This is a genomic window from Campylobacter sp. RM9328 (genome assembly GCF_012978615.1).
In genome coordinates, this window is the sequence record NZ_LIWF01000001.1 from 167368 (window position 1) to 186098 (window position 18731).

Here is an 18731-nt window from a genome sequence, read left to right on the forward strand (position 1 = left end):
TTTTGCTAAATTTTATGTTACAATAAAGTCGCAAGGAGCCAAAAATCAAATCTTTAAACTCAACATATATCAGAATGAAACACCTTGAGATCGATGAACTTATTAAATTTCATCTTGTGTTTGATGATTTTGAGCTTAAAGGATCGTATTACGATGTTTTTGAAGCGATAGAGAGTGAAATTTTAAAAAACTACAAAAATTTCATGGCTAGATTTTACTTTCAAAGCGATAGAGAGCAAGCCATAAAATCAGCTCTTATAAAACTAGCAAGAAGCGATAGAAAAAAATTTAATATCCTTAAAATTCTACCTAAAAATTTAGCCAACAAAGTCTATGCCGAGCTTTTTAAAAAGGACTTTTTATTTGTAGAAAAAAGCAGAGAAGAGCCTGTAAAACGCATAAAACACCAGAGTTTAAAAAAGAGCGAACGCAGATATAAGATAGAAGATAAAATGCACTTTAGCAGCCATTTCTCAAGATTTTGGTTTAGGTTTATAGAGCCAAATTTAGAACTTTTAAAAAACGGGGACGAAAAAAAGCTTTTAGAGATCATCAAAAGCGAATTTGACCAATACGCAAGCCTTGGCTTTGAGCTTCTTTGCGGCGAGTTGATGGCTAAAATTTTAGGCATAAAAGATCATATAGACAGCTTTTGGAAAAAACGAATAGAGATAGATATTTTTTTGCAATTTAACGATAAGCTTGTAGTTGGTGAAGCAAAATACAAAGAGAGAAAAATTTGCAAAAACATATTAAATTTACTACTTTATAAGTGTAAAAAACTTGACATAAACCCGGACATTATAATGCTGTTTTCAAGAAACGGCTTTAGTAAAGAGCTAAGAGAGCTAAAAGATGAGCGGGTTAGACTTTATGAGATTAAAGATTTTGAAAGGTTGCTTAATGACTAACCAAAACATCCAAGACGGCTTAAAAAGCCTAATCGAACAAACATATCTTATCGAACAAGAGTATAAAAATTTACACTATTCTTATGAAAATCTACAAAAGATCATAAAAGACGTGGTGGACGTCATGCCTACCGCACTTTGGGTGCTAAATAGCGACGGAACGCTTTTTTTGCAAAATTCACAAGCCATAAAAGACTCCGAACTTTTTCAAAATATAAATTTAAACACTCCTGGCGAGATAGAATTTAAAGGTTGTGTTTATCTCATTAAAATCGCAAACAAAGATGATAAAAAAATCGTCTCCGCAGTAGATATAACAAATGAAAAACGCAATGAAAGACTAGCTTCTATGGGACAAGTGGCGGCTCATTTAGCCCACGAGATAAGAAACCCCATCGGCTCTGTCTCGCTTTTAACAAGCACGCTTTTACGAAAAGCCGATGATAGGATCAAACCTATGGTTGGTGAGATACAAAAGGCGATCTGGCGAGTAGAACGTATCATAAAAGCAACTTTGCTCTTTACAAAAGGTGTTCAGATAAATCCTGATGTATTTAATTTTCTAGAGCTCAAAGAGGAGTGTGAAGAGGCGATAAAATCCTACACATACTCAAAGGATATTAAATTTGATCTCAGGTTTAAAAGCGCCTTTTATAACGCCGATAAAGACTTGCTTGGCATGGTTTTTCAAAATTTAATATTTAATGCGATAGACGCGATAGAAGAGAGTGAGGATGAGAGTGGCGAAGTCGCACTAAGCTATGAAAAGACCCCACAAGAGCATAAATTTTATATCAGAGATAGCGGAGTGAAAATCAATGATAAAAAGATGGTTTTTGAGCCATTTAAGACAAGCAAGCTAAAAGGCAACGGACTTGGTTTGTCCCTTTGCCTGCAAATTATTCTAGCTCACAAGGGCAGCATAGAAGTAACCTTGTCGCCAAAAACTTTTTGTATAAGCTTGCCGATATATAAAAAATAGCAAAAACTACTAAATTTGATGTAAAATTTAGTAGTTTATATGCGCTTTATCCAGCCATTAAATTTAAGGCTTTTTGTCCGAAGTTATCTCCAACGATAAATTCCGTGTTGTAGACAAAAATTTCATCCGTTTGGCTGTTTTTAATCTTTAACACAAGGCGTTTGTTGTTTTTATCGACTCCTGCTTGATGTTCGTCAAAACCAAGCGTGTAAAGTTTTGTTATCTTGTCTTTACTTAGTTCATTTAAATCCAAAATAACCTCTAAAAGCTCGTATTCTTTTACTTTTTGCGGAGCTTGTTTCTCATCTTTTTTAGCATAGTTGCCAAACTGTTTTAGTTTTCTAGTTTCAAATTTAAGCTCACCTGCCTCACTAAGAGTGTGGATGGAGTTTAATTTTGCTCTTATAAATTGATCATCTTTGCTTATGTTTATCTTAAATGCAAAAGGTAAATTTTTCTCCTCACTGCTTGCTAGAATTTCTTCCACTCTAACAAGCTCTCTTTCAAAGACCGCTATCTCGATACTTCCATGAAAGTCAAGTATGTTTATAGTGCCCATTTTTTTACCGCTTTTGGTTATCCTGGTACTAAAGTCCTCTATCTTACCTACTACCATTATCTCTGAATTTTGCGGCAAGGTATCAAACTGCGAGCTTAGAGTGTATTTGATACTTTCGATCTGCACTTTATACTCATCAAGCGGGTGTCCAGAAAGATAAATTCCGACACTTTCTTGCTCAAACTGAAGCATATCTTTTTTGTTATACTCGACATCAGTTGGTAAAAGTTTGACCTTAACTTCATTCATGCTTTCATCCTCGCCAAAAAGGCTCTCTGTGGCATTTTTGCGAAGTGTGGCGGCATTTTTACATGCTTCTAGGATATTTTCTATATTATTTATCAAGCAAAATCTAGTCAAGTGAAAACTATCCATTGCGCCTGATTTCACAAGACTTTCAATAACCTTTTTGTTAACTTTAAACGAATCTACGCGAGAAACAAAATCATCAAGATCTTTAAAGCCGCCGTTTTCTCTCTCACCTATCATGCTTTCTATCGCGGCTCCTCCGACACCCTTTATCGCGCCAAATCCAAATATGATCTGATCTTTACCATCAGTTTCAACAACACTAAATTCTTTCATAGAGTGGTTTATATCAGGTCCTACCACATCAATCTTTAGCCTTTTGCTCTCATCGATGTAGCGCACGATCTTGTCGGTGTTGTTTTCCTCGCTTGTTAATAATGCCGCCATAAATTCAGCTGGATAGTAGGCCTTTAGATACGCGGTTTGAAACGTGACGTAGGCATAAGCCGCTGAGTGTGATTTGTTAAAGCCGTATCCCGCAAATTTTAAGATAAGGTCAAACAAGTCACCCGACTTATCCGCATCAAAGCCCATCTTTATAGCGCCTTCAACAAATAAATCCTTTTGCTTCTTTAGCAGCTCTGGGTCTTTTTTACCCATGGCACGACGAACAAGGTCGGCACCGCCAAGGCTAAAACCACCTATTTTCTGAACTATTTGCATAACCTGTTCTTGATAGACTATAACTCCGTATGTAGGGCTTAAGATAGGCTCAAGCTCAGGAAAAGCATAAGTTATCGCCGCCTCTCCGTGCTTACGCTTAACGAAGTCATCAAGCATGCCACTCTCCATAGGTCCCGGACGATAAAGAGCAAGCATCGCGACGATGTCTTCAAAGCAGTCGGGTTTTAGGCTAGTTCCTAGCTTTCTCATGCCCTCGCTTTCTATCTGAAATATCCCTATCGCATCGCCGCCTTGTATCATGTCGTAAACTTTTTTATCGTTCTTGTCGATATTTTCCCAAACTATGTCTTTGCCGGTTCTTGCCTTAACCAGCTTTATAGCGTTATCTATAACGGTTAAAGTTTTAAGTCCAAGAAAGTCGAATTTTATCAGGTCGACATCTTCTAAATATTTTAGACTATACTGCGTCACATAGTGATCTTCAGGACTGTTTGGTTGGCGAAACAATGGTGTCTTGTTCCAAAGCTCTTCGTTTGAGATAACCACACCTGCAGCATGCTGACCTGCGTTTCGGTTTAACCCCTCTAAGTCAAGCGCAAATTTCCAAACACGAGCCGCATTACCGTCTCTTGATATGAGCTCAGAAATTTTTGGTTCTTTTTCAAAGGCGTCTTTTAATGTTATGCCCAGCTCGTCCGGTATGAGCTTTGCCATAGTATCTGCTTCGGCATAAGGCATACCACAAACCCTGGCAACGTCACGTATAACACCCTTTGCAAGTAGCTTACCAAAGGTTATAACTCCTGCGACGTTAAATTTACCGTATTTATCAGTAACATAATCAATAATCTCACCGCGTCTTGTTTGACAAAAGTCCACGTCTATATCGGGCATGCTTACACGTTCTGGATTTAGAAATCTCTCAAAAAGCAAGCTATAAGGTATCGGGTCAAGGTCAGTTATCTTAAGCGAATACGCAACCAAACTTCCCGCAGCAGATCCACGTCCCGGACCCACCGGAACACCGCGCTTTTTCGCCTCATTGATAAAGTCCCAGACTATCATCATATAGCCCGGGAAATTCATTTTATTTATGATATCTATCTCTGTCTTCAAGCGACTTCTATACATCTCATGTTGTTCTTGAGGAACGAATTTTAGCCTCTCTTCAAGCCCTTTTTTACATTCGTATTCAAAAAATACCGCATCATTTACAAAGCTATATCTGTTTTGCGGCTCAGGAAGCTCTAGTCCACGCTCGTTGGCGTATTCGATAGTAAATTTAAAATTCGGAGGAGTTGGATTGCCAAGATCAAGCTCTAAGTTACATTTATTTACTATTTCCTGCGTATTTTCTATCGCTTCTGGGATATCTAAAAAAAGCTCATTCATCTGCTTTGGAGTTTTCACAAAAAACTCATGAACACTGTGACGCAAGCGATTTGGATCGTCTAAGTTTTTGTTCATCGCAATACACATAAATACTTCATGAGCATCTGCTCTTTCCTTGAAAGTATAGTGTGTATCGTTTGTCGCGATAACCTTTATGCCAGTTTCTCTTGAAATTTTTAGTATATCATCATCGATCCTGCGCTGATCGCCTATACCGTGACGCATGATCTCAAGATAAAAATCATCTCCAAAAATTTCTTTATATTCAAGCGCTACTTCTTTTGCTTTTTCGTAACCTTTCGCTCCGTATTTTAGGTTTCTCTCGCTTAAATTTAAATGCCAACTAACCTCACCTTGCAAGCACGCAGCAGTACATATCACGCCCTCGCTATGCTCTTTAAGTATTTTTTTATTTATGCGCGGATAGTAGTAAAATCCCTCGACATAGCTCATCGAGCTTAGATACATTAAATTTTTATATCCGGTTTGGTTTTTTGCGATCAAGATAAGGTGAAAACGCTGCTTAGTGCTTTTATCATTTAGCTCGTCTTGGTTGTGGATATAAGCTTCGATGCCAATAAGTGGCTTTATGCCCTCTTTTTTCATGGTTTGATAAAAGTCGATAGCACCAAACATGTTGCCGTGATCAGTAATTGCAGCGCTTTTTACGCCCTGCTCTTTTAGTGTCTTGGCAAGCTCTTTTATCTTGTTTGCCCCATCTAACAATGAGTATTCCGTATGTAGATGCAAATGTGTAAAATCACTCATATTTTTCCTTTTTAATGGCGCAAATTCTACCCAAAAATAGCTAATAAACGTATGAAATTTGTATGAAAAATTTTATATTAAATTTATACTTTACGCGGATGTTTAAAAAGAAATTTTTGTTTGAAATTCATAAAGTAAATTTGACAAACTATCGGCACAACCTGGATTTAATTTTAGCCTTTTAGCCACAAGCGAGTAGTAAATTTTTGGATCTTCTTTTAAATTTATTGCGAGAGCATTTGAGGATTTGCTTAACTTTTTACCATCTTTTATAAGTAGTTCGTGATGGATGATTTTAGCGTCAAAAAATCTAAAACCAAGCTTTTTTGCAAGATAAATTTGAGCCGCGGAGCACTCATTTAGATCCTCTCCTCGCACGATAAAATTTACACCTAAAAGTTCATCATCAACAACACTTGCAAAGTTATACGATGGCGTATCGTCTTTTTTAAATAAAACAAAATCCCCAAGATAAATTTCACCATTAGTATTTATGCGAAGTGCTGTTTTGTCTTTTTCGTATTTTAAATTTTTATCTCTGCAAAGACCTGTATAAACGCCGTCCACATAAGCGTTTGGTGTCTTTTTTGTGCAATCGCAAAAATACGTATCGTCAAGTCTTAAAAGCTCTTTTTTGTAAATTTCAAAGCGGTGCTTAAAGCTAAATTTACTCTCAAACTCAAGAACACTTCTAGCCCCACCATCGTAATCAACACCCAAAAATTCAAGCACATCAAAGATATTTTGGACATACTGCCTTTGATATCTAGTGACATCATAGTCATCTATACGTAGATATAAAAAGCCGTTTTTTGAGCGTGTGTAAAGATAGGTCAGTAGAAAGTTATAGGCATTTCCCGTATGCAAAAAGCCACTTGGAGTCGGTGCTATACGCGAGATTATTTGATTATTTTCATGAATGCAAAGCATGAATGAGATATAGAATTTAGCTACAAATATAAAATGTTTAACTAAAAATTTACACGCTATAGCACGAGATATCTTTAGATAAACATATAAAAAGCAAAACTATATAAAAGTTTAAATTTGCCACCCATCCGGTGGCAAATGGTTTTTAATCTCTTGGGCGAGCTTCGTTAACTCTTAACGCACGTCCGCCGATCTCTTTACCGTTTAGTTCAGTAATGGCATTTTGAGCGGCCGTATCATCATCCATCTCTACAAAACCAAAACCTTTTGAGCGGTTAGTCTCACGATCCATAACGACTTTAGCACGTCTAATTTCACCAAACGGCGCGAACGCCTCCTTAAGCTCTGCGTCTGTCATACGGTATGACAAATTTCCAACATAAATATTCACAGGAATGTTTCCTTAAAAAAATTTCCGATAACTCGGTTGTTGTATTGTATCTAAATTTTATGCAAAAAGCTATAAAATTTAAGAAATTAATTTAAAAATAAAACATTAAATTTTTAAAGTGTGCAAATAGCCTAAAAATAGTCGTTTTCTGCTAATTTTAATTTTAAATTTTTACTCTAAACTTAAGAGGTATAAATTTAAAAAATAAATTACATATTTTTTATAATCTATCATAAAGTAATTCACTCATAACACTCTCATACACGCCGATGCCTTTTAACTCTTTAACAAGCTCAAGCGCAAATTCCATAGCCATAGCAGGACCGCATGATGTAATTATATTATGATCAAAGACAACTTTTTTATCACTCGTATAGCCTGATTTGTTGGCTCTTACACTGCTTTCAAAGCCAGGATAGCATGTAAATTTTTGCTTTAAAACACCGGCTGCTTCAAGCGCCATCGGTGCAGCACAGACAGCAGCTATTAATTTTGCGTTATCATCAAATTTTCTAAGCAAAGAACATAGCTCTTCACTTTTTGCTAAATTTGTAGCTCCAGGAAGACCGCCTGGCAAAACTATCATGTCAAATTCCATCTCGTTTAACTCAGAAAGCAAGATGTCGCTTTGCACTGCGATACCGTGCGACCCCGTAACAAGCGCTCTATCAAGACCGACAGTTACGGTATCAATCTGTGCGCGTCTTAAGATATCAACAACACTTAAAGCCTCTATCTCTTCAAAGCCGTTTGCCAAAATAACCGCAACTTTATTCATTTTTAGTCCTTTAAATGGTTTTTTATATTATAAAACTATTTAGTAAAATTTAGATAAAATCTCTCTGCCTAAAAGGCGGAAAGGATAAAAGATGCAAGTAAAAATCACTTACTGCAACTCTTGAAACTATCGTCCTGTAGCTTCTCGTGTAGAAGAAGAGTTAAATAAAAATTTTGACGATATCAAGGTTGAGAAGATCATAGGAGATGGTGGAAATTTCATCGTTGAGTTAAATGGAGAGGTTCTTTTTTCAAAAAAAGATCTAATTGGCACAAATGAGCCACGTTTTCCACATGGAGACGAGATCACTCGCCTGATAAGAGCTAAAATAGCATAAATTTAAGGGGCTATTTGCCCCTATATTATTTATTTGCGCGTTCGATGTATTCGCCTCTAACGGTATCTACGCGTATAACCTCGCCCTCAAGCACGTGAAAAGGTATCTGCACAACAGCACCCGTTTCAAGAGTAGCAGGTTTTTTACCACCTTGAGTATCACCTTTGAAATTTGGCGGAGTCTCAACAATCTTAAGTTCAACCACTTGTGGAACTTCAACTCCGATCGCTTTACCGTTGTGAAATAAAATATCAACCATCATTCCATCAATCATCCATTTTTTTGCGTCACCCACATCTTCATCTGATATTGCAACTTGCTCATAAGTAACAGTGTCCATAAATTGGCAATATTCGCCATCGTCATAAAGATATTGCATTTGTTTATCTTCAAGATTGGGCTGTTCGCATTTATCTCCTGCGTGAAATGTTTTTTCAAGAACTTTTCCATCGATAAAAGACTTGATTCTAGCACGAACAAATGCCGCACCTTTACCAGGTTTTACATGTTGGTATTCTACGATCTTGTAAGGAACACCGTCGATTTCGATTTTTAAGCCTTTTTTTAAATCCCCCATTGAATATGAAGCCATATTTTCTCCTAATAAATTTATTAAATAACTGCGTATTGCGCCCAAACGCAAGTTTCAAGCGCATTTAGTTTTGCTAAAGTCTCTTTGCTGATGTTTTCATCAACCAAAATAACAGCAAGTGCCATGCCGTGCTCATCTCTACCAAGACGGAAGTCTGCGATATTGATCTTTTCAGAAGCAAGTATTGTGCTGATTTGTGCGATAACACCTGGAACGTCGTTGTTTTTAAAGACGATCATCTTGCCTTTTGGCTTAAAGTCAGTCTTAAAGCCATTAACTGTTACGATGCGCTGCTGATTTTCGCCAAATACTGTTCCGCCAACACTCACAACATCATTTTCTGTTGTGATGCGAACGGTAATTTTGTTTTTAAATATACTATCGCCGCCAACTGTAGCTTCAGTTGCTATACCTTTTTCATCACATAAAAATTTAGCGTTTACATAATTAATCGCATCTCCCAAACTCTCTTTAAGTGCTCCAACTATCGCAAATGTAAGCATTGAGTTTGCATAGTTGCTAATAGCGCCGTGAGTTTCTATGCGAATAGCTTTTATCGCTTTTTTGTTTAGCTGGGCAGCTAAGAAGGCCATCTTGCTTGTTAGCTCGATATAAGGCTCAACAAACGGCGGTAGATCGTCTGTCTTGATCGGTAAATTTAAGGCATTAGGATAGCTAATACCTCTTGCCGCACTAATAGCTTGCTCTACTGCTTCTACTGCGATATTTCTTTGTGACTCAAGCGTATTTGCTCCAAGGTGCGGAGTAACGCTAACATTTGGTAAGTCTAAAAGAGGATGAGAAGTTGCGGGCTCTTTTGTAAATACGTCAATGCCAGCAAAAGCTATCTTGCCACTTTTTAAACCCTCTGCAAGCGCTTCTTCATTATAGAGTCCACCGCGCGCGCAGTTTATTAGGCGCACGCCGTCTTTCATTTTAGCTATTTCATCTTTACCGATTATGTTTGTTGTTTCACTATTTTTTGGTGTATGTATAGTTATAAAATCGCAAGCCAAAATGTCATCGAAATTTCTAGTGTATACACCTCCCATATCAACGACTTTTGTCGGGTCGATATATGGATCATATACAATGATATTCATACCAAATGCCTTTGCACGAACCGCAACACGAGAACCAATATTTCCAAAGCCTATAACACCAAGTGTTTTGTTAAAAAGTTCTACGCCATACCATTTCTCACGCTTCCAAATTCTATCTATCTTTAAGTCATTGTGAGCATACGGGAAATTTCTAGCAGCTGCCAGCATGTGTGCCATAGTAAGCTCAACTGCCGCAATAGTGTTAGCTGTCGGGACATTCATCGCTATTATACCGCGACGAGAGCAGCCATCTATGTCTACGTTGTCTACACCAACACCCGCACGAACGATAGCTTTAAGTTTTTTACCTGCATTTAAAAAGGACTCATTTATCTCAGTAGAGCTTCTAGTTATAGCAACATCAGCCTCTGGCAATATCTCTAAAAGTTTATCTTTTGGCACATTGACAGCATCAATGATTTTTAGGTTTTCTTCCTTGTTTAAAAGTTCAAAACCAACTGGATGTATAGCATCACAAACGATAATAGTCTTCATAGCTTAACCTCTCTTACACTTGAATGAATGTCGTAGTTTTTAAGTTCCAATATAATATTTTGAAGCAACTTTGAGTCCTGAGTATTTAAAAAAATTTGGCTTTTAACACCATCTTTTATGACCGTAAAATCAACAAAAGTATTTTTTAGTGTCTGCATTAGACAAAATATCGAGTAGATATCATTTTTATCGATTATAAGTTCATATGCGGTAATTTGACTTTTTTGAACCTTTGGCTTATTGTATTCGATAAAAATTTCATTAGCCGATAAAGCATAGTCTTTTTTATCGATGGAAGCAAGCTCACCCATCCAACCGCTATTATTTTGTGTTTGAACTTGGGTAGACACATCTTCTTGGCCAAAATGCTGAGTCGGAGTCTCCGCCAAATTTAAATTTGCGTATCGCCATAAAAAGAACCCGCAAACTCCGAGTATCAGCAATAAAAAAATCACTACGCCAAAAAGAGCATTTCTACCCATTTACACTACTGTAATTGTTCCTTGATAATGTCGCCAAGAGTTATCTTGTCATCATCATTGATTTCATTTAATACTTCGCGCTCTTTTTGTTTAGCAAGACGACGAATGCTTAAGCGAATTCTATTTTTCTTCTCATCTATAAACGCTATAGCAGCCTCTATCTCATCTCCAATTTTAAGCGTGTCACTATCAACGCTTCCAAGATCTTCTTTGCGAATAAGCGCATCAACGTTATTTCCAAGCTCAACAAAAACGCCAAAGTCTTTAATATCACGGATAGTACCTTTAACGATATCTCCGATATTAAATTTGCTGGCAAATTCCTCAACAGGACTTTTAACAAGATCTTTTAAGCTAAGAGAAATTTTTTGCTCTGCATCATCGATCTTAATGATCTTAACTTCAAGCTCATCTCCGACTTTAAACATGTCTTTACACTTGTTGTTTCTATCCCATGAAGCATCTTCATTATGAAGTAGTCCTTCAACGCAATCAATGCGAACAAATGCACCAAAATTTGTTACTGTCGTTACTACACCTTTTACAACATCACCCTCTTTAAATTTTGCTTTAAATTCATCAAAAGGTTTAGGAAGTAAATTTTTAAGACTAACTCTTAAACGATGTCCCTTAGCGTCGATCTCTATAACCTCTACATCGATCTCTTCGCCTTCGGAGATGTGATCTTTTGGATTTTTAATGTTTTTATCCCATGAAATTTCAGAAATATGTAAAAATCCCTCTATATCATTACCAAGATCTACGAAAGCACCGTATGGCTCGATATTGCTAACGATAACTTTAATAGTATCGCCAACTTCTAGACCATCTTTTATCTCTTCCCAAGGATTTGGCATAGCAGCTTTGATAGATAATGATAAATGACGTTTTTCATTATCGTAGCTAATAACTTTAACAGGAACTTTATCGCCCTCTTTATATAAAGAATTTGGATTTACCGGACCTTTGTAGCTGATCTCACTATAGTGAACAAGACCATCAACTCCGCCAACATCAACAAACATGCCGTAAGTTGTTATTTTTTTAATAGTTCCCTCAAGCACATCGGTATTATCAACTATGCTTGATAAAGCCTCTTTGCGTTTTCTGCGCTCATCATCTAAAATTTTCTTGCGAGATACAACTATGCTTTGCTCATCTTTATCTACTTTTATAACTCTTACTTTGCAACTTTTACCAACAACATCATTTGTGTTTTTAAAGCCACTTTGAGTTTTAGGTAGGAAAAATTCAATACCATTTGCATCAACAGCGATAAATCCACCCTTGTTTTTATTTATGATTTTTACGTCAATCTCGCCTGAATTTTCAGGATCAAAAGAGTCTATAAAGGCTTTTACTTTCTCTTTTCTAAGAGCTTTTTTGTGTGACAAAACAGGTCTTCCACTGCGTGAACCAGTTATGGCAACCTTGATAGTATCGCCAACTTTATACATTAAATTTCCATCTGCGTCAGTGATCTCAGAAATATTTAAAATACCTTCTGATTTCTTACCTACGTTTACAGAAACCTCTTCGCCTTTTATATCGACGATAACACCGTCACTATCCTCTTCAGTCTTTTTAAAAGACTCCTCTAACATCGCAGCAAAATCTTCTTCTTCATTTGCTTCAATTTGAACGTTTTTGTTCACAGCCATCTTGGTCCTTTTTATGTTTTTTTATGCCACGCAGGGCAAAGTATTTTATTATATTTAATAATCGCTTATTTGCGGTTGAATTTCAAGAAAATTTATTGCGGGGAATTTATATTTTTTCTATTTTATTAACAACTTTTTGAATGATCCAATCAGGAGTGCTAGCTCCAGCGCTAATCCCACAAAGCTCTTTGTTTTTAAACCACTCTTTATCGATCTCATCTTCGCTCTCGATAAGATAGCTATCTTTGCAGAAATTTTTAGATATTAAGTAAAGTTGTTTTGTGTTTGAGCTGTTCTTGCCGCCGATAATAATCATAATGTCGGCTCTTTTTGAAAGCTCTTTTGCTGCTTCTTGGTTTTCAAAAGTTGCATTGCAGATTGTATTAAAAACACGAACTTCTTTAACTCTAAGCATGAGATAATTCACAATTTGCATAAATTTTTCAACTTTGCGCGTTGTCTGACTAACTACGGCTACTTTTTGTTTTAGTTTGATATCATCTAGCTCATTTTCTTCAAGCACTACAAAAACACGCCCATGAGAGTATGATTTTACGCCTTTGACCTCTGGGTGATTTTCATCGCCAAATATCACTATATCATAACCCTCTTCGCTCATTCGTTCACAAATTTGTTGAGGCTTGGTTACAAATGGACAAGTCGCGTCTATCACATCAATACTACTTTGTTTGAGCTTAGCAAGATCGTCTTTTGTTATACCGTGTGTTCTAATGATAGCTTTTCTTTCATCACTTAGCTCATTTATGCCATTTAGTGTCTTGACATTAAAATTTATGGCAAGGCGGTTTATCTCTTCGTTGTTGTGTATCAAAGGTCCTATAGTGGCGGCATTTCCTGCGCTTTCTGCGATTTTTATCGCCCTTTTTACGCCAAAACAAAAGCCGTAACTACTAGCAAGTTCAATCTTCAACGCTAACGCCTATCTTTCTTAAAATACTTACAAAATTTGGAAAAGATGTTGCGATAAATTCGCTTTTTTCTACCATCATGCCACATTTTAAACCAAGGATAGCAAAACTCATGGCTATACGGTGATCACCGTGACTATCGATAATAGCACTGCTTGCAACCCCTCCTGTAATCTCAAATCCATCATCTAGTTCTTTTGCATCTATACCGCATTTGCGAAGTCCTGCAACAGTTACAGCTATACGGTCGCACTCTTTAACACGAAGTTCTTTCGCATTTCTTAGCACGCTTGTGCCTTGTGCATTTGCAAAAGCTATGGCAAGAGCCGGTGCCTCATCGATCAACCAAGATATATTTTCACTAACATCAACCGACTTCAAAGGAGCATATTTGATTTCAATTTCGCCGATCGTTTCGTATTTATCAGAAAGCTCTTTTATCTTAATATCCGCACCCATTTTTTGCAAAACCCTATAAGCTTCAATACGAGTTTTGTTTAAAAGTATATTTTTTAAAACAATATGCGACCCAGGAATTATCGATGCGGCAACAGCAAAGAAAAATGCCGAACTAGGATCATTTGGCACATCTATGTCAAGAGGAGAAAGCGGCTTTTTCATCGCTTCTAGCGTGATATTTAACCCATCACTTTTTATATTAGCACCCATCCCTTTTAACATTCTTTCCGTATGATCACGACTTAATTCATCCTCGCTGAATTCACATCCATTTGAATAAAGCGCAGCAAGAAGCAGTGCGCTTTTTATCTGTGCTGAAGCGACCGGACTTTTATAATTAAATCTATCAAGCTTTTTACCGCGTATGCAAAGTGGAGCCAAATCACCGTTTTTTACTCCATCTATCTTAGCGCCCACTGCCATAAGCGGCTTGCCAACACGAGCCATTGGTCGCTTGTTTAAATACTCATCTCCGCTTAAAACAAAAAACCCATCTTGAGCGGCTAAAAGCCCCATAAAAATACGCATCGCAGTACCGGAATTTCCGCACTCAAGTACGGAATTTGGTTCGCAAATTTTACTTGGTGGAGTGATGAGTATCTCATCACCGTTATCTTGCACCTTTGCACCTAGTTTTTGTACTATTTGTAGTGTATTTAGAGTATCTTCGGCGCGTAAAAAATTTCTAATACGTGAAGGCTTGTCACTTAAAAGCGAAAATATCGCACTTCTATGCGAGATAGACTTGTCTGAAGCCACACGATCTAGCGTTATATTTATAGGTTCTTTTAAAATACAAATTTTCATCTTATACCTATATTTAATTTTTCTTTCAAGCTCACTAAAATTTTATCCATAAGCGCATTAATCTCCTCGTCCTCAAGGGTTTTTTGCATATCTTGGAATGTAAATTTAATGCTTATACTTGATGCATTCTCAAGTCCTGTTCCACGGTAAATATCTACAGGCAAAAATTCTTTTAACTCTTTAAGCTCTAAATTTTTTATACATTCGTAAATTTTTGCAAACTCAAAACCATCAGGAACTACAAGGCTTAAGTCTCTACTCACGCTTGGGAATTTAGAGTATGCATTTGCTTTAATGCTTACAAATTTTAACTTATCAAATTCTATCTCACAAAAATATGTCTTTGGTAGATCTCTTGAGTCCTCTACTCTAATATCAACACGTCCGATATAGCCGATAACTTCTCCGTTTTGACAAATTTTAGCTTGCTCGTAAGGGCTTAAAAATTTCTTCTCATCGCTTGCTATTAGCTCAAATTTCCCAACCACATCTTGAACCATTGCAGCAAATGAATAAAAACTTATCTCCTCACCCTTTGCACCGTTTATCAAAGTAGCCTCTTTTGCAAGTCCACACACCACAAACGCAATGTTTGAGCTTTGAACTCCATCTTTGTTAAATACCTCGCCTAACTCAAAAAGCCTGACTGATTTTTTAGAATTTTTGATATTTCTTTCGCAAGAATTTAGCATGTGATTTAGCAGTGTTGGTCTAAGCATGTTAAGTTCGTTGTTTATCGGATTTGCTATCTGAACTTTACAAGGCTCAAAACCTAACTTGGCTAGCCTATCAGCATCATCAAAAACATAATGAATACTCTCGAAAAATCCACAATCCGCCGCACGCTTTCTTAAATTTAAAGAATTTTTATAATTTATATAAGTATTTGTTAAACGATTTTGTTCTGCAAAAACAAGCGGAACGGAGGTGATATTATCAATGCCTACGATACGAACGATCTCTTCGCAAATATCGTGAGAATTTAGTATATCGTGACGGAAAAAAGGAACTTTTACGTTAATACTTTCTTGTTCGACATTTACGCTAACTTCAAAGCCTAATTTCTTTAAAATTTTAACTATATCATTACGAGCGATCTCTTGTCCGATCATATTTTTAAGCTCGTTTAAAGAGATGCTTAGTGTCACTTGCTCTTCTCTCATAGTTGATTGTTGCGAGCCGGCAAAGAGGCTTAAATTTTTATGAGAAGACAGTCTTTTAAAAAGGTAATCAGCGCCATAAGCAAGATTTGGCTCACTTCCGCGAGTAGATCTATAAACATGGTCTCCTTTTGGTAAATTTTTATTTTCACCGATAGTTTCAGCAAGCACAGAAGGGACTGAGTAGTTTGCTTCGATGATTACAAATTTTGAGTTCTCATCAAGCATGCTACATTCGTCTTGATAAATTCCTGTTATGCCTAAATTTTTACCATTACAACTTACATAAGACTCTCCGTGCTTTCCGTTTTTAATGTCAAAAACCACGCGCTCGTCCACTCCGCCAAGTTTAGCGTAATCATACGCCTTAAATAATACACCGGTGCAATGCGTAACATAATCAAGCAATCTTTCAACTACATTTGTCTTTTTGCTTTCTATCAAGGCAAGACGCAAACGAGTTAATAAATTTTCATTTATATCGCCCTTGATCTCAAACGCACGATATAAAAATGAGCTTTTTTGCCCCTCATCCGCTCTTGTTGCCACAACTCTGCCTATGCCGAGCAAATTTTCTCCATCTTCATATGGTAAATTTTCTCTTGGACTAAGATCAAGTGCAGCGCAAATTTCACGAGCTATGCCATTTATGCTTTGGCAGTCGCCTCTATTTGCCGTGATATCTACTTCTATAATAGCATCTTTAAAAATTTCAAATTGATTTAAACTTGCACCCAGTTTTAACGCTCCGATACTTTCGTCAAGCACCATGATCCCGTCATTTATCTTAACCATACCAAGTTCGGTAGATGAGCAGATCATGCCACAACTTTCTATGCCGCGAAGTTTTGCTTTTTTTATCTCAAGCCCATTCGGCATAACAGTACCTATAAGCGCAACTGGGACAAACTGACCAGCGGTGACGTTTTTTGCTCCGCAAACAATTTGCAAAATTTCGCCTCCGACATCGACTTGGCATACATTTAGTTTGTCGGCATCTGGATGTTTTTCTTTATTTATCACATATCCCACAACTATACTATCTGGGATCTTGATCTCCTTATAACTATCAACCTCAAGTCCTATAGAATTTAATGTCTTTAAAAGTGTTTCACCGCTAATATTTTTAAGATCAACCCACTCATTTAGCCAGCTTTTTGATATTATCATTTAAATTGCTCCATTAATCTTAAATCTCCTTCAAACAAAGAGCGCAAATCAGGCACGCGGTGCAACAACATCGCAAAACGCTCAACTCCAAGACCAAATGCATATCCGCTTACATTTTTATACCCGACCGCGTTAAATACATTTGGATCAACAACACCACATCCCAGCACCTCAAGCCAGCCGGTATGCTTGCACACTCTACAACCCTCTTGTTGGCAAAATATACAACTAATGTCAACCTCTGCACTTGGCTCGGTAAATGGGAAAAAGCTAGGGCGAAAACGCACTTTTACATCGCCAAACATATGTTTTAAAAATTGTTCTAACATGCTTTTTAAATTTGCAAAACTCACCTTATCTCCGTCTTCCACAACAAGTCCTTCGACTTGATGAAACATCGGAGTATGAGTAAGATCCATATCGCGACGAAAAACAGTTCCTGGAGCTATCATGCGGATAGGAGGCTTGTTTGCAAGCATGGTTCTAACTTGCACAGGACTTGTGTGCGTGCGAAGAAGTCTAAAGTCGTTTAGATAAAACGTATCTTGCATATCTCTTGCCGGGTGGTATTTTGGCAAATTTAGAGCTTCAAAGTTATGAAAATCATCCTCTATCAAAGGACCGGTCTCGAGTGAGAAATTTTGTAACATAAAGTACTCGATAATCCTATCCATCGTAGCCATAACAGGATGTAGTGCTCCGGTTGAAATAGGCTCATTAAATAGCGTAACATCAACGGCTTCACTTTTCATTTTTAAAGCAACTTCAAGCTCACTAAGTTCGCTTTTTCTAGTTTCGATAAGCGCACCCAATTCATCGCGTTGTTTATTCAAAAGAGCGGCAAATTCTTTCTTTTCGTCTTCGGGCATATACTTAAGCTTAGCAAATCCCTCCGATAAAATTCCTTTTTTGCCAAAAATCTCAACTCGAACTTTTTCAAGATCCGCAAGTGTTTGACACTCGTTTTTTATCCTATTTACAAATTCTTCCAATTTTAAGCCTTTAAAATTTTTAATAGATTGTATAGAAAAATGTTTAAAAGATAGATAAAATACCTTTATTTGGTGCTTAAAAATTTAAATTTTAAGTGCCTCTTTGATATAATTATGCAAATTTACTAAGGAGTTAAAATGACAATATTTGAAAAAATAGTCGCAGGTGAAATTCCTTGCAACAAAGTCCTGGAAAACGATAAATTTCTTGCTTTTCACGATATCAATCCAAAAGCGCCGATACACATCTTAATAATCCCTAAAAAACATTTTGAAAATATTCAAGAGATGGAGCCTGAACTTATGGGAGAAATGCTACTTTTTATCCAACAAGTAGCAAGACTAATGGGTGTAGACAAGAGCGGTTATCGCTTGGTTACAAACTGCGGTGAAAACGGTGGTCAAGAGGTTATGCATCTTCACTTCCATATGCTTGGTGGCGCAAAATTAGGCTGGGTAGACAGCGCTACTGATCCACAATCAACATTTTAAAATTTTACTCCTAAATTTTCATAAATTTTAGCTTTCTTGCTTTTATTTTTTAAATTTAGGGGGTTACCGCTTTTTATGATAAAAATTTTTCCAACATATTTATAAGTCGTGCTTTAAAGCATGCCATTTGCATAACTGTCTAAAGCTCTCATGCTAACGCCATCTTTTACCTCAAAATCTAACACATTTTACCGGTCTCATTATCAACTAAGCCTCATGCTTGTCTTTGGCTACGCTAAAGCCCACAAAATAGCGTAAAGCCATATTGCGTTCATTGTATTGGGTTAAATTTTAACTCATCCCCTTTGATATTATTTTCGGATAGAAGCTCATGATTTTTATTTTGATTTGTTAAAAAAATTGTTTTGCATTTTTAAAGCAGTATCATAAAATCGACAAATTTAAACC

Annotated in this window: 16 protein-coding genes; 4 read left to right on the forward strand and 12 right to left on the reverse strand. The window is 36.8% G+C overall.

Annotated features, from left to right (window positions below; translation table 11 throughout):
- The first annotated feature begins 74 nt into the window (after nt 1–74).
- Together CCAL9328_RS00940 and CCAL9328_RS00945 are read left to right on the forward strand one after the other, a co-directional pair.
- Nucleotides 75–911, forward strand: a complete 837-nt coding sequence (locus CCAL9328_RS00940; protein WP_169936284.1) for a DUF234 domain-containing protein — start codon at nt 75–77, stop codon at nt 909–911.
- Nucleotides 904–1893 carry a sensor histidine kinase gene (locus CCAL9328_RS00945; protein ID WP_283240773.1) on the forward strand — a complete coding sequence of 330 codons (990 nt, stop codon included), beginning with the start codon at nt 904–906 and terminating at the stop codon, nt 1891–1893. The genes CCAL9328_RS00940 and CCAL9328_RS00945 overlap by 8 nt, the downstream gene beginning before the upstream one ends.
- A gap of 46 nt (nt 1894–1939) precedes the next feature.
- Here the strand turns inward: CCAL9328_RS00945 and dnaE are convergent, their stop codons facing one another.
- From dnaE to CCAL9328_RS00965, 4 genes are all read right to left on the reverse strand, one after another.
- Nucleotides 1940–5545: a DNA polymerase III subunit alpha gene (gene dnaE / locus CCAL9328_RS00950; protein WP_169999781.1), complete on the reverse strand. Its 3606-nt coding sequence runs from the start codon at nt 5543–5545 to the stop codon at nt 1940–1942.
- Nucleotides 5546–5647: 102 nt separating this feature from the next.
- A complete protein-coding gene (locus tag CCAL9328_RS00955; protein WP_169972056.1) occupies nt 5648–6475 on the reverse strand; it encodes a glutamate--tRNA ligase family protein in 828 nt (275 codons plus the stop codon).
- Between the two features lie 145 nt (nt 6476–6620).
- Nucleotides 6621–6866 carry an RNA-binding regulator gene (gene rbp / locus CCAL9328_RS00960; protein ID WP_169936276.1) on the reverse strand — a complete coding sequence of 82 codons (246 nt, stop codon included), beginning with the start codon at nt 6864–6866 and terminating at the stop codon, nt 6621–6623.
- Between the two features lie 220 nt (nt 6867–7086).
- Nucleotides 7087–7644, reverse strand: a complete 558-nt coding sequence (locus CCAL9328_RS00965; RefSeq protein WP_169936274.1) for a DJ-1 family glyoxalase III — start codon at nt 7642–7644, stop codon at nt 7087–7089.
- 91 nt (nt 7645–7735) lie between these two features.
- On the opposite strand from CCAL9328_RS00965, the gene CCAL9328_RS11125 reads away from it, so the two are divergent.
- Entirely contained in the window at nt 7736–7981 is a 246-nt protein-coding gene (locus CCAL9328_RS11125; protein ID WP_257792146.1) for a SelT/SelW/SelH family (seleno)protein, read from the forward strand.
- 25 nt (nt 7982–8006) lie between these two features.
- On the opposite strand, the gene efp is transcribed toward CCAL9328_RS11125, so the two are convergent.
- The 8 genes from efp to pheS all read right to left on the reverse strand — a co-directional run bounded on the left by efp (nt 8007) and on the right by pheS (nt 17831).
- Nucleotides 8007–8573, reverse strand: a complete 567-nt coding sequence (gene efp, locus CCAL9328_RS00975) for an elongation factor P (protein WP_169936272.1) — start codon at nt 8571–8573, stop codon at nt 8007–8009.
- 20 nt (nt 8574–8593) lie between these two features.
- A complete protein-coding gene (gene serA / locus CCAL9328_RS00980; protein ID WP_169999783.1) occupies nt 8594–10171 on the reverse strand; it encodes a phosphoglycerate dehydrogenase in 1578 nt (525 codons plus the stop codon).
- Entirely contained in the window at nt 10168–10653 is a 486-nt protein-coding gene (locus CCAL9328_RS00985; RefSeq protein WP_169936267.1) for a hypothetical protein, read from the reverse strand. The genes serA and CCAL9328_RS00985 overlap by 4 nt, the downstream gene beginning before the upstream one ends.
- Before the next feature lie 5 nt (nt 10654–10658).
- On the reverse strand, nt 10659–12314 hold the full coding sequence (locus tag CCAL9328_RS00990; protein ID WP_169936265.1) for a 30S ribosomal protein S1: 1656 nt from the start codon (nt 12312–12314) through the stop codon (nt 10659–10661).
- 106 nt (nt 12315–12420) lie between these two features.
- Nucleotides 12421–13245 (reverse strand): 4-hydroxy-3-methylbut-2-enyl diphosphate reductase, encoded by an 825-nt coding sequence (locus CCAL9328_RS00995; protein ID WP_169972058.1) that lies wholly within the window; start codon nt 13243–13245, stop codon nt 12421–12423.
- The gene (aroA, locus tag CCAL9328_RS01000) at nt 13235–14509 is read right to left on the reverse strand and encodes a 3-phosphoshikimate 1-carboxyvinyltransferase (protein ID WP_169999785.1); all 1275 of its coding nucleotides are present in this window, start codon (nt 14507–14509) and stop codon (nt 13235–13237) included. Before aroA ends, CCAL9328_RS00995 begins: the two co-directional genes overlap by 11 nt.
- On the reverse strand, nt 14506–16839 hold the full coding sequence (gene pheT, locus CCAL9328_RS01005) for a phenylalanine--tRNA ligase subunit beta (RefSeq protein ID WP_169972060.1): 2334 nt from the start codon (nt 16837–16839) through the stop codon (nt 14506–14508). The genes aroA and pheT overlap by 4 nt, the downstream gene beginning before the upstream one ends.
- Nucleotides 16836–17831, reverse strand: a complete 996-nt coding sequence (pheS, locus tag CCAL9328_RS01010) for a phenylalanine--tRNA ligase subunit alpha (RefSeq protein ID WP_169972061.1) — start codon at nt 17829–17831, stop codon at nt 16836–16838. Before pheS ends, pheT begins: the two co-directional genes overlap by 4 nt.
- A gap of 138 nt (nt 17832–17969) precedes the next feature.
- Between pheS and CCAL9328_RS01015 the strand changes: the two genes are divergently transcribed.
- Nucleotides 17970–18323 carry a histidine triad nucleotide-binding protein gene (locus CCAL9328_RS01015; RefSeq protein ID WP_169936255.1) on the forward strand — a complete coding sequence of 118 codons (354 nt, stop codon included), beginning with the start codon at nt 17970–17972 and terminating at the stop codon, nt 18321–18323.
- Nucleotides 18324–18731: the final 408 nt, after the last annotated feature.

What these genes read in the sequence shown, in the direction of transcription:
- CCAL9328_RS00940 (WP_169936284.1), top strand. Translation starts at nt 75, where the DNA reads ATGAAACACCTTGAGATCGATGAACTTATTAAATTTCATCTTGTGTTT.
- CCAL9328_RS00945 (WP_283240773.1), top strand. Translation starts at nt 904, where the DNA reads ATGACTAACCAAAACATCCAAGACGGCTTAAAAAGCCTAATCGAACAA.
- dnaE (WP_169999781.1), bottom strand. Translation starts at nt 5,545, where the DNA reads ATGAGTGATTTTACACATTTGCATCTACATACGGAATACTCATTGTTA.
- CCAL9328_RS00955 (WP_169972056.1), bottom strand. Translation starts at nt 6,475, where the DNA reads ATGCTTTGCATTCATGAAAATAATCAAATAATCTCGCGTATAGCACCG.
- CCAL9328_RS00965 (WP_169936274.1), bottom strand. Translation starts at nt 7,644, where the DNA reads ATGAATAAAGTTGCGGTTATTTTGGCAAACGGCTTTGAAGAGATAGAG.
- efp (WP_169936272.1), bottom strand. Translation starts at nt 8,573, where the DNA reads ATGGCTTCATATTCAATGGGGGATTTAAAAAAAGGCTTAAAAATCGAA.
- serA (WP_169999783.1), bottom strand. Translation starts at nt 10,171, where the DNA reads ATGAAGACTATTATCGTTTGTGATGCTATACATCCAGTTGGTTTTGAA.
- CCAL9328_RS00985 (WP_169936267.1), bottom strand. Translation starts at nt 10,653, where the DNA reads ATGGGTAGAAATGCTCTTTTTGGCGTAGTGATTTTTTTATTGCTGATA.
- CCAL9328_RS00990 (WP_169936265.1), bottom strand. Translation starts at nt 12,314, where the DNA reads ATGGCTGTGAACAAAAACGTTCAAATTGAAGCAAATGAAGAAGAAGAT.
- aroA (WP_169999785.1), bottom strand. Translation starts at nt 14,509, where the DNA reads ATGAAAATTTGTATTTTAAAAGAACCTATAAATATAACGCTAGATCGT.
- pheT (WP_169972060.1), bottom strand. Translation starts at nt 16,839, where the DNA reads ATGATAATATCAAAAAGCTGGCTAAATGAGTGGGTTGATCTTAAAAAT.
- CCAL9328_RS01015 (WP_169936255.1), top strand. Translation starts at nt 17,970, where the DNA reads ATGACAATATTTGAAAAAATAGTCGCAGGTGAAATTCCTTGCAACAAA.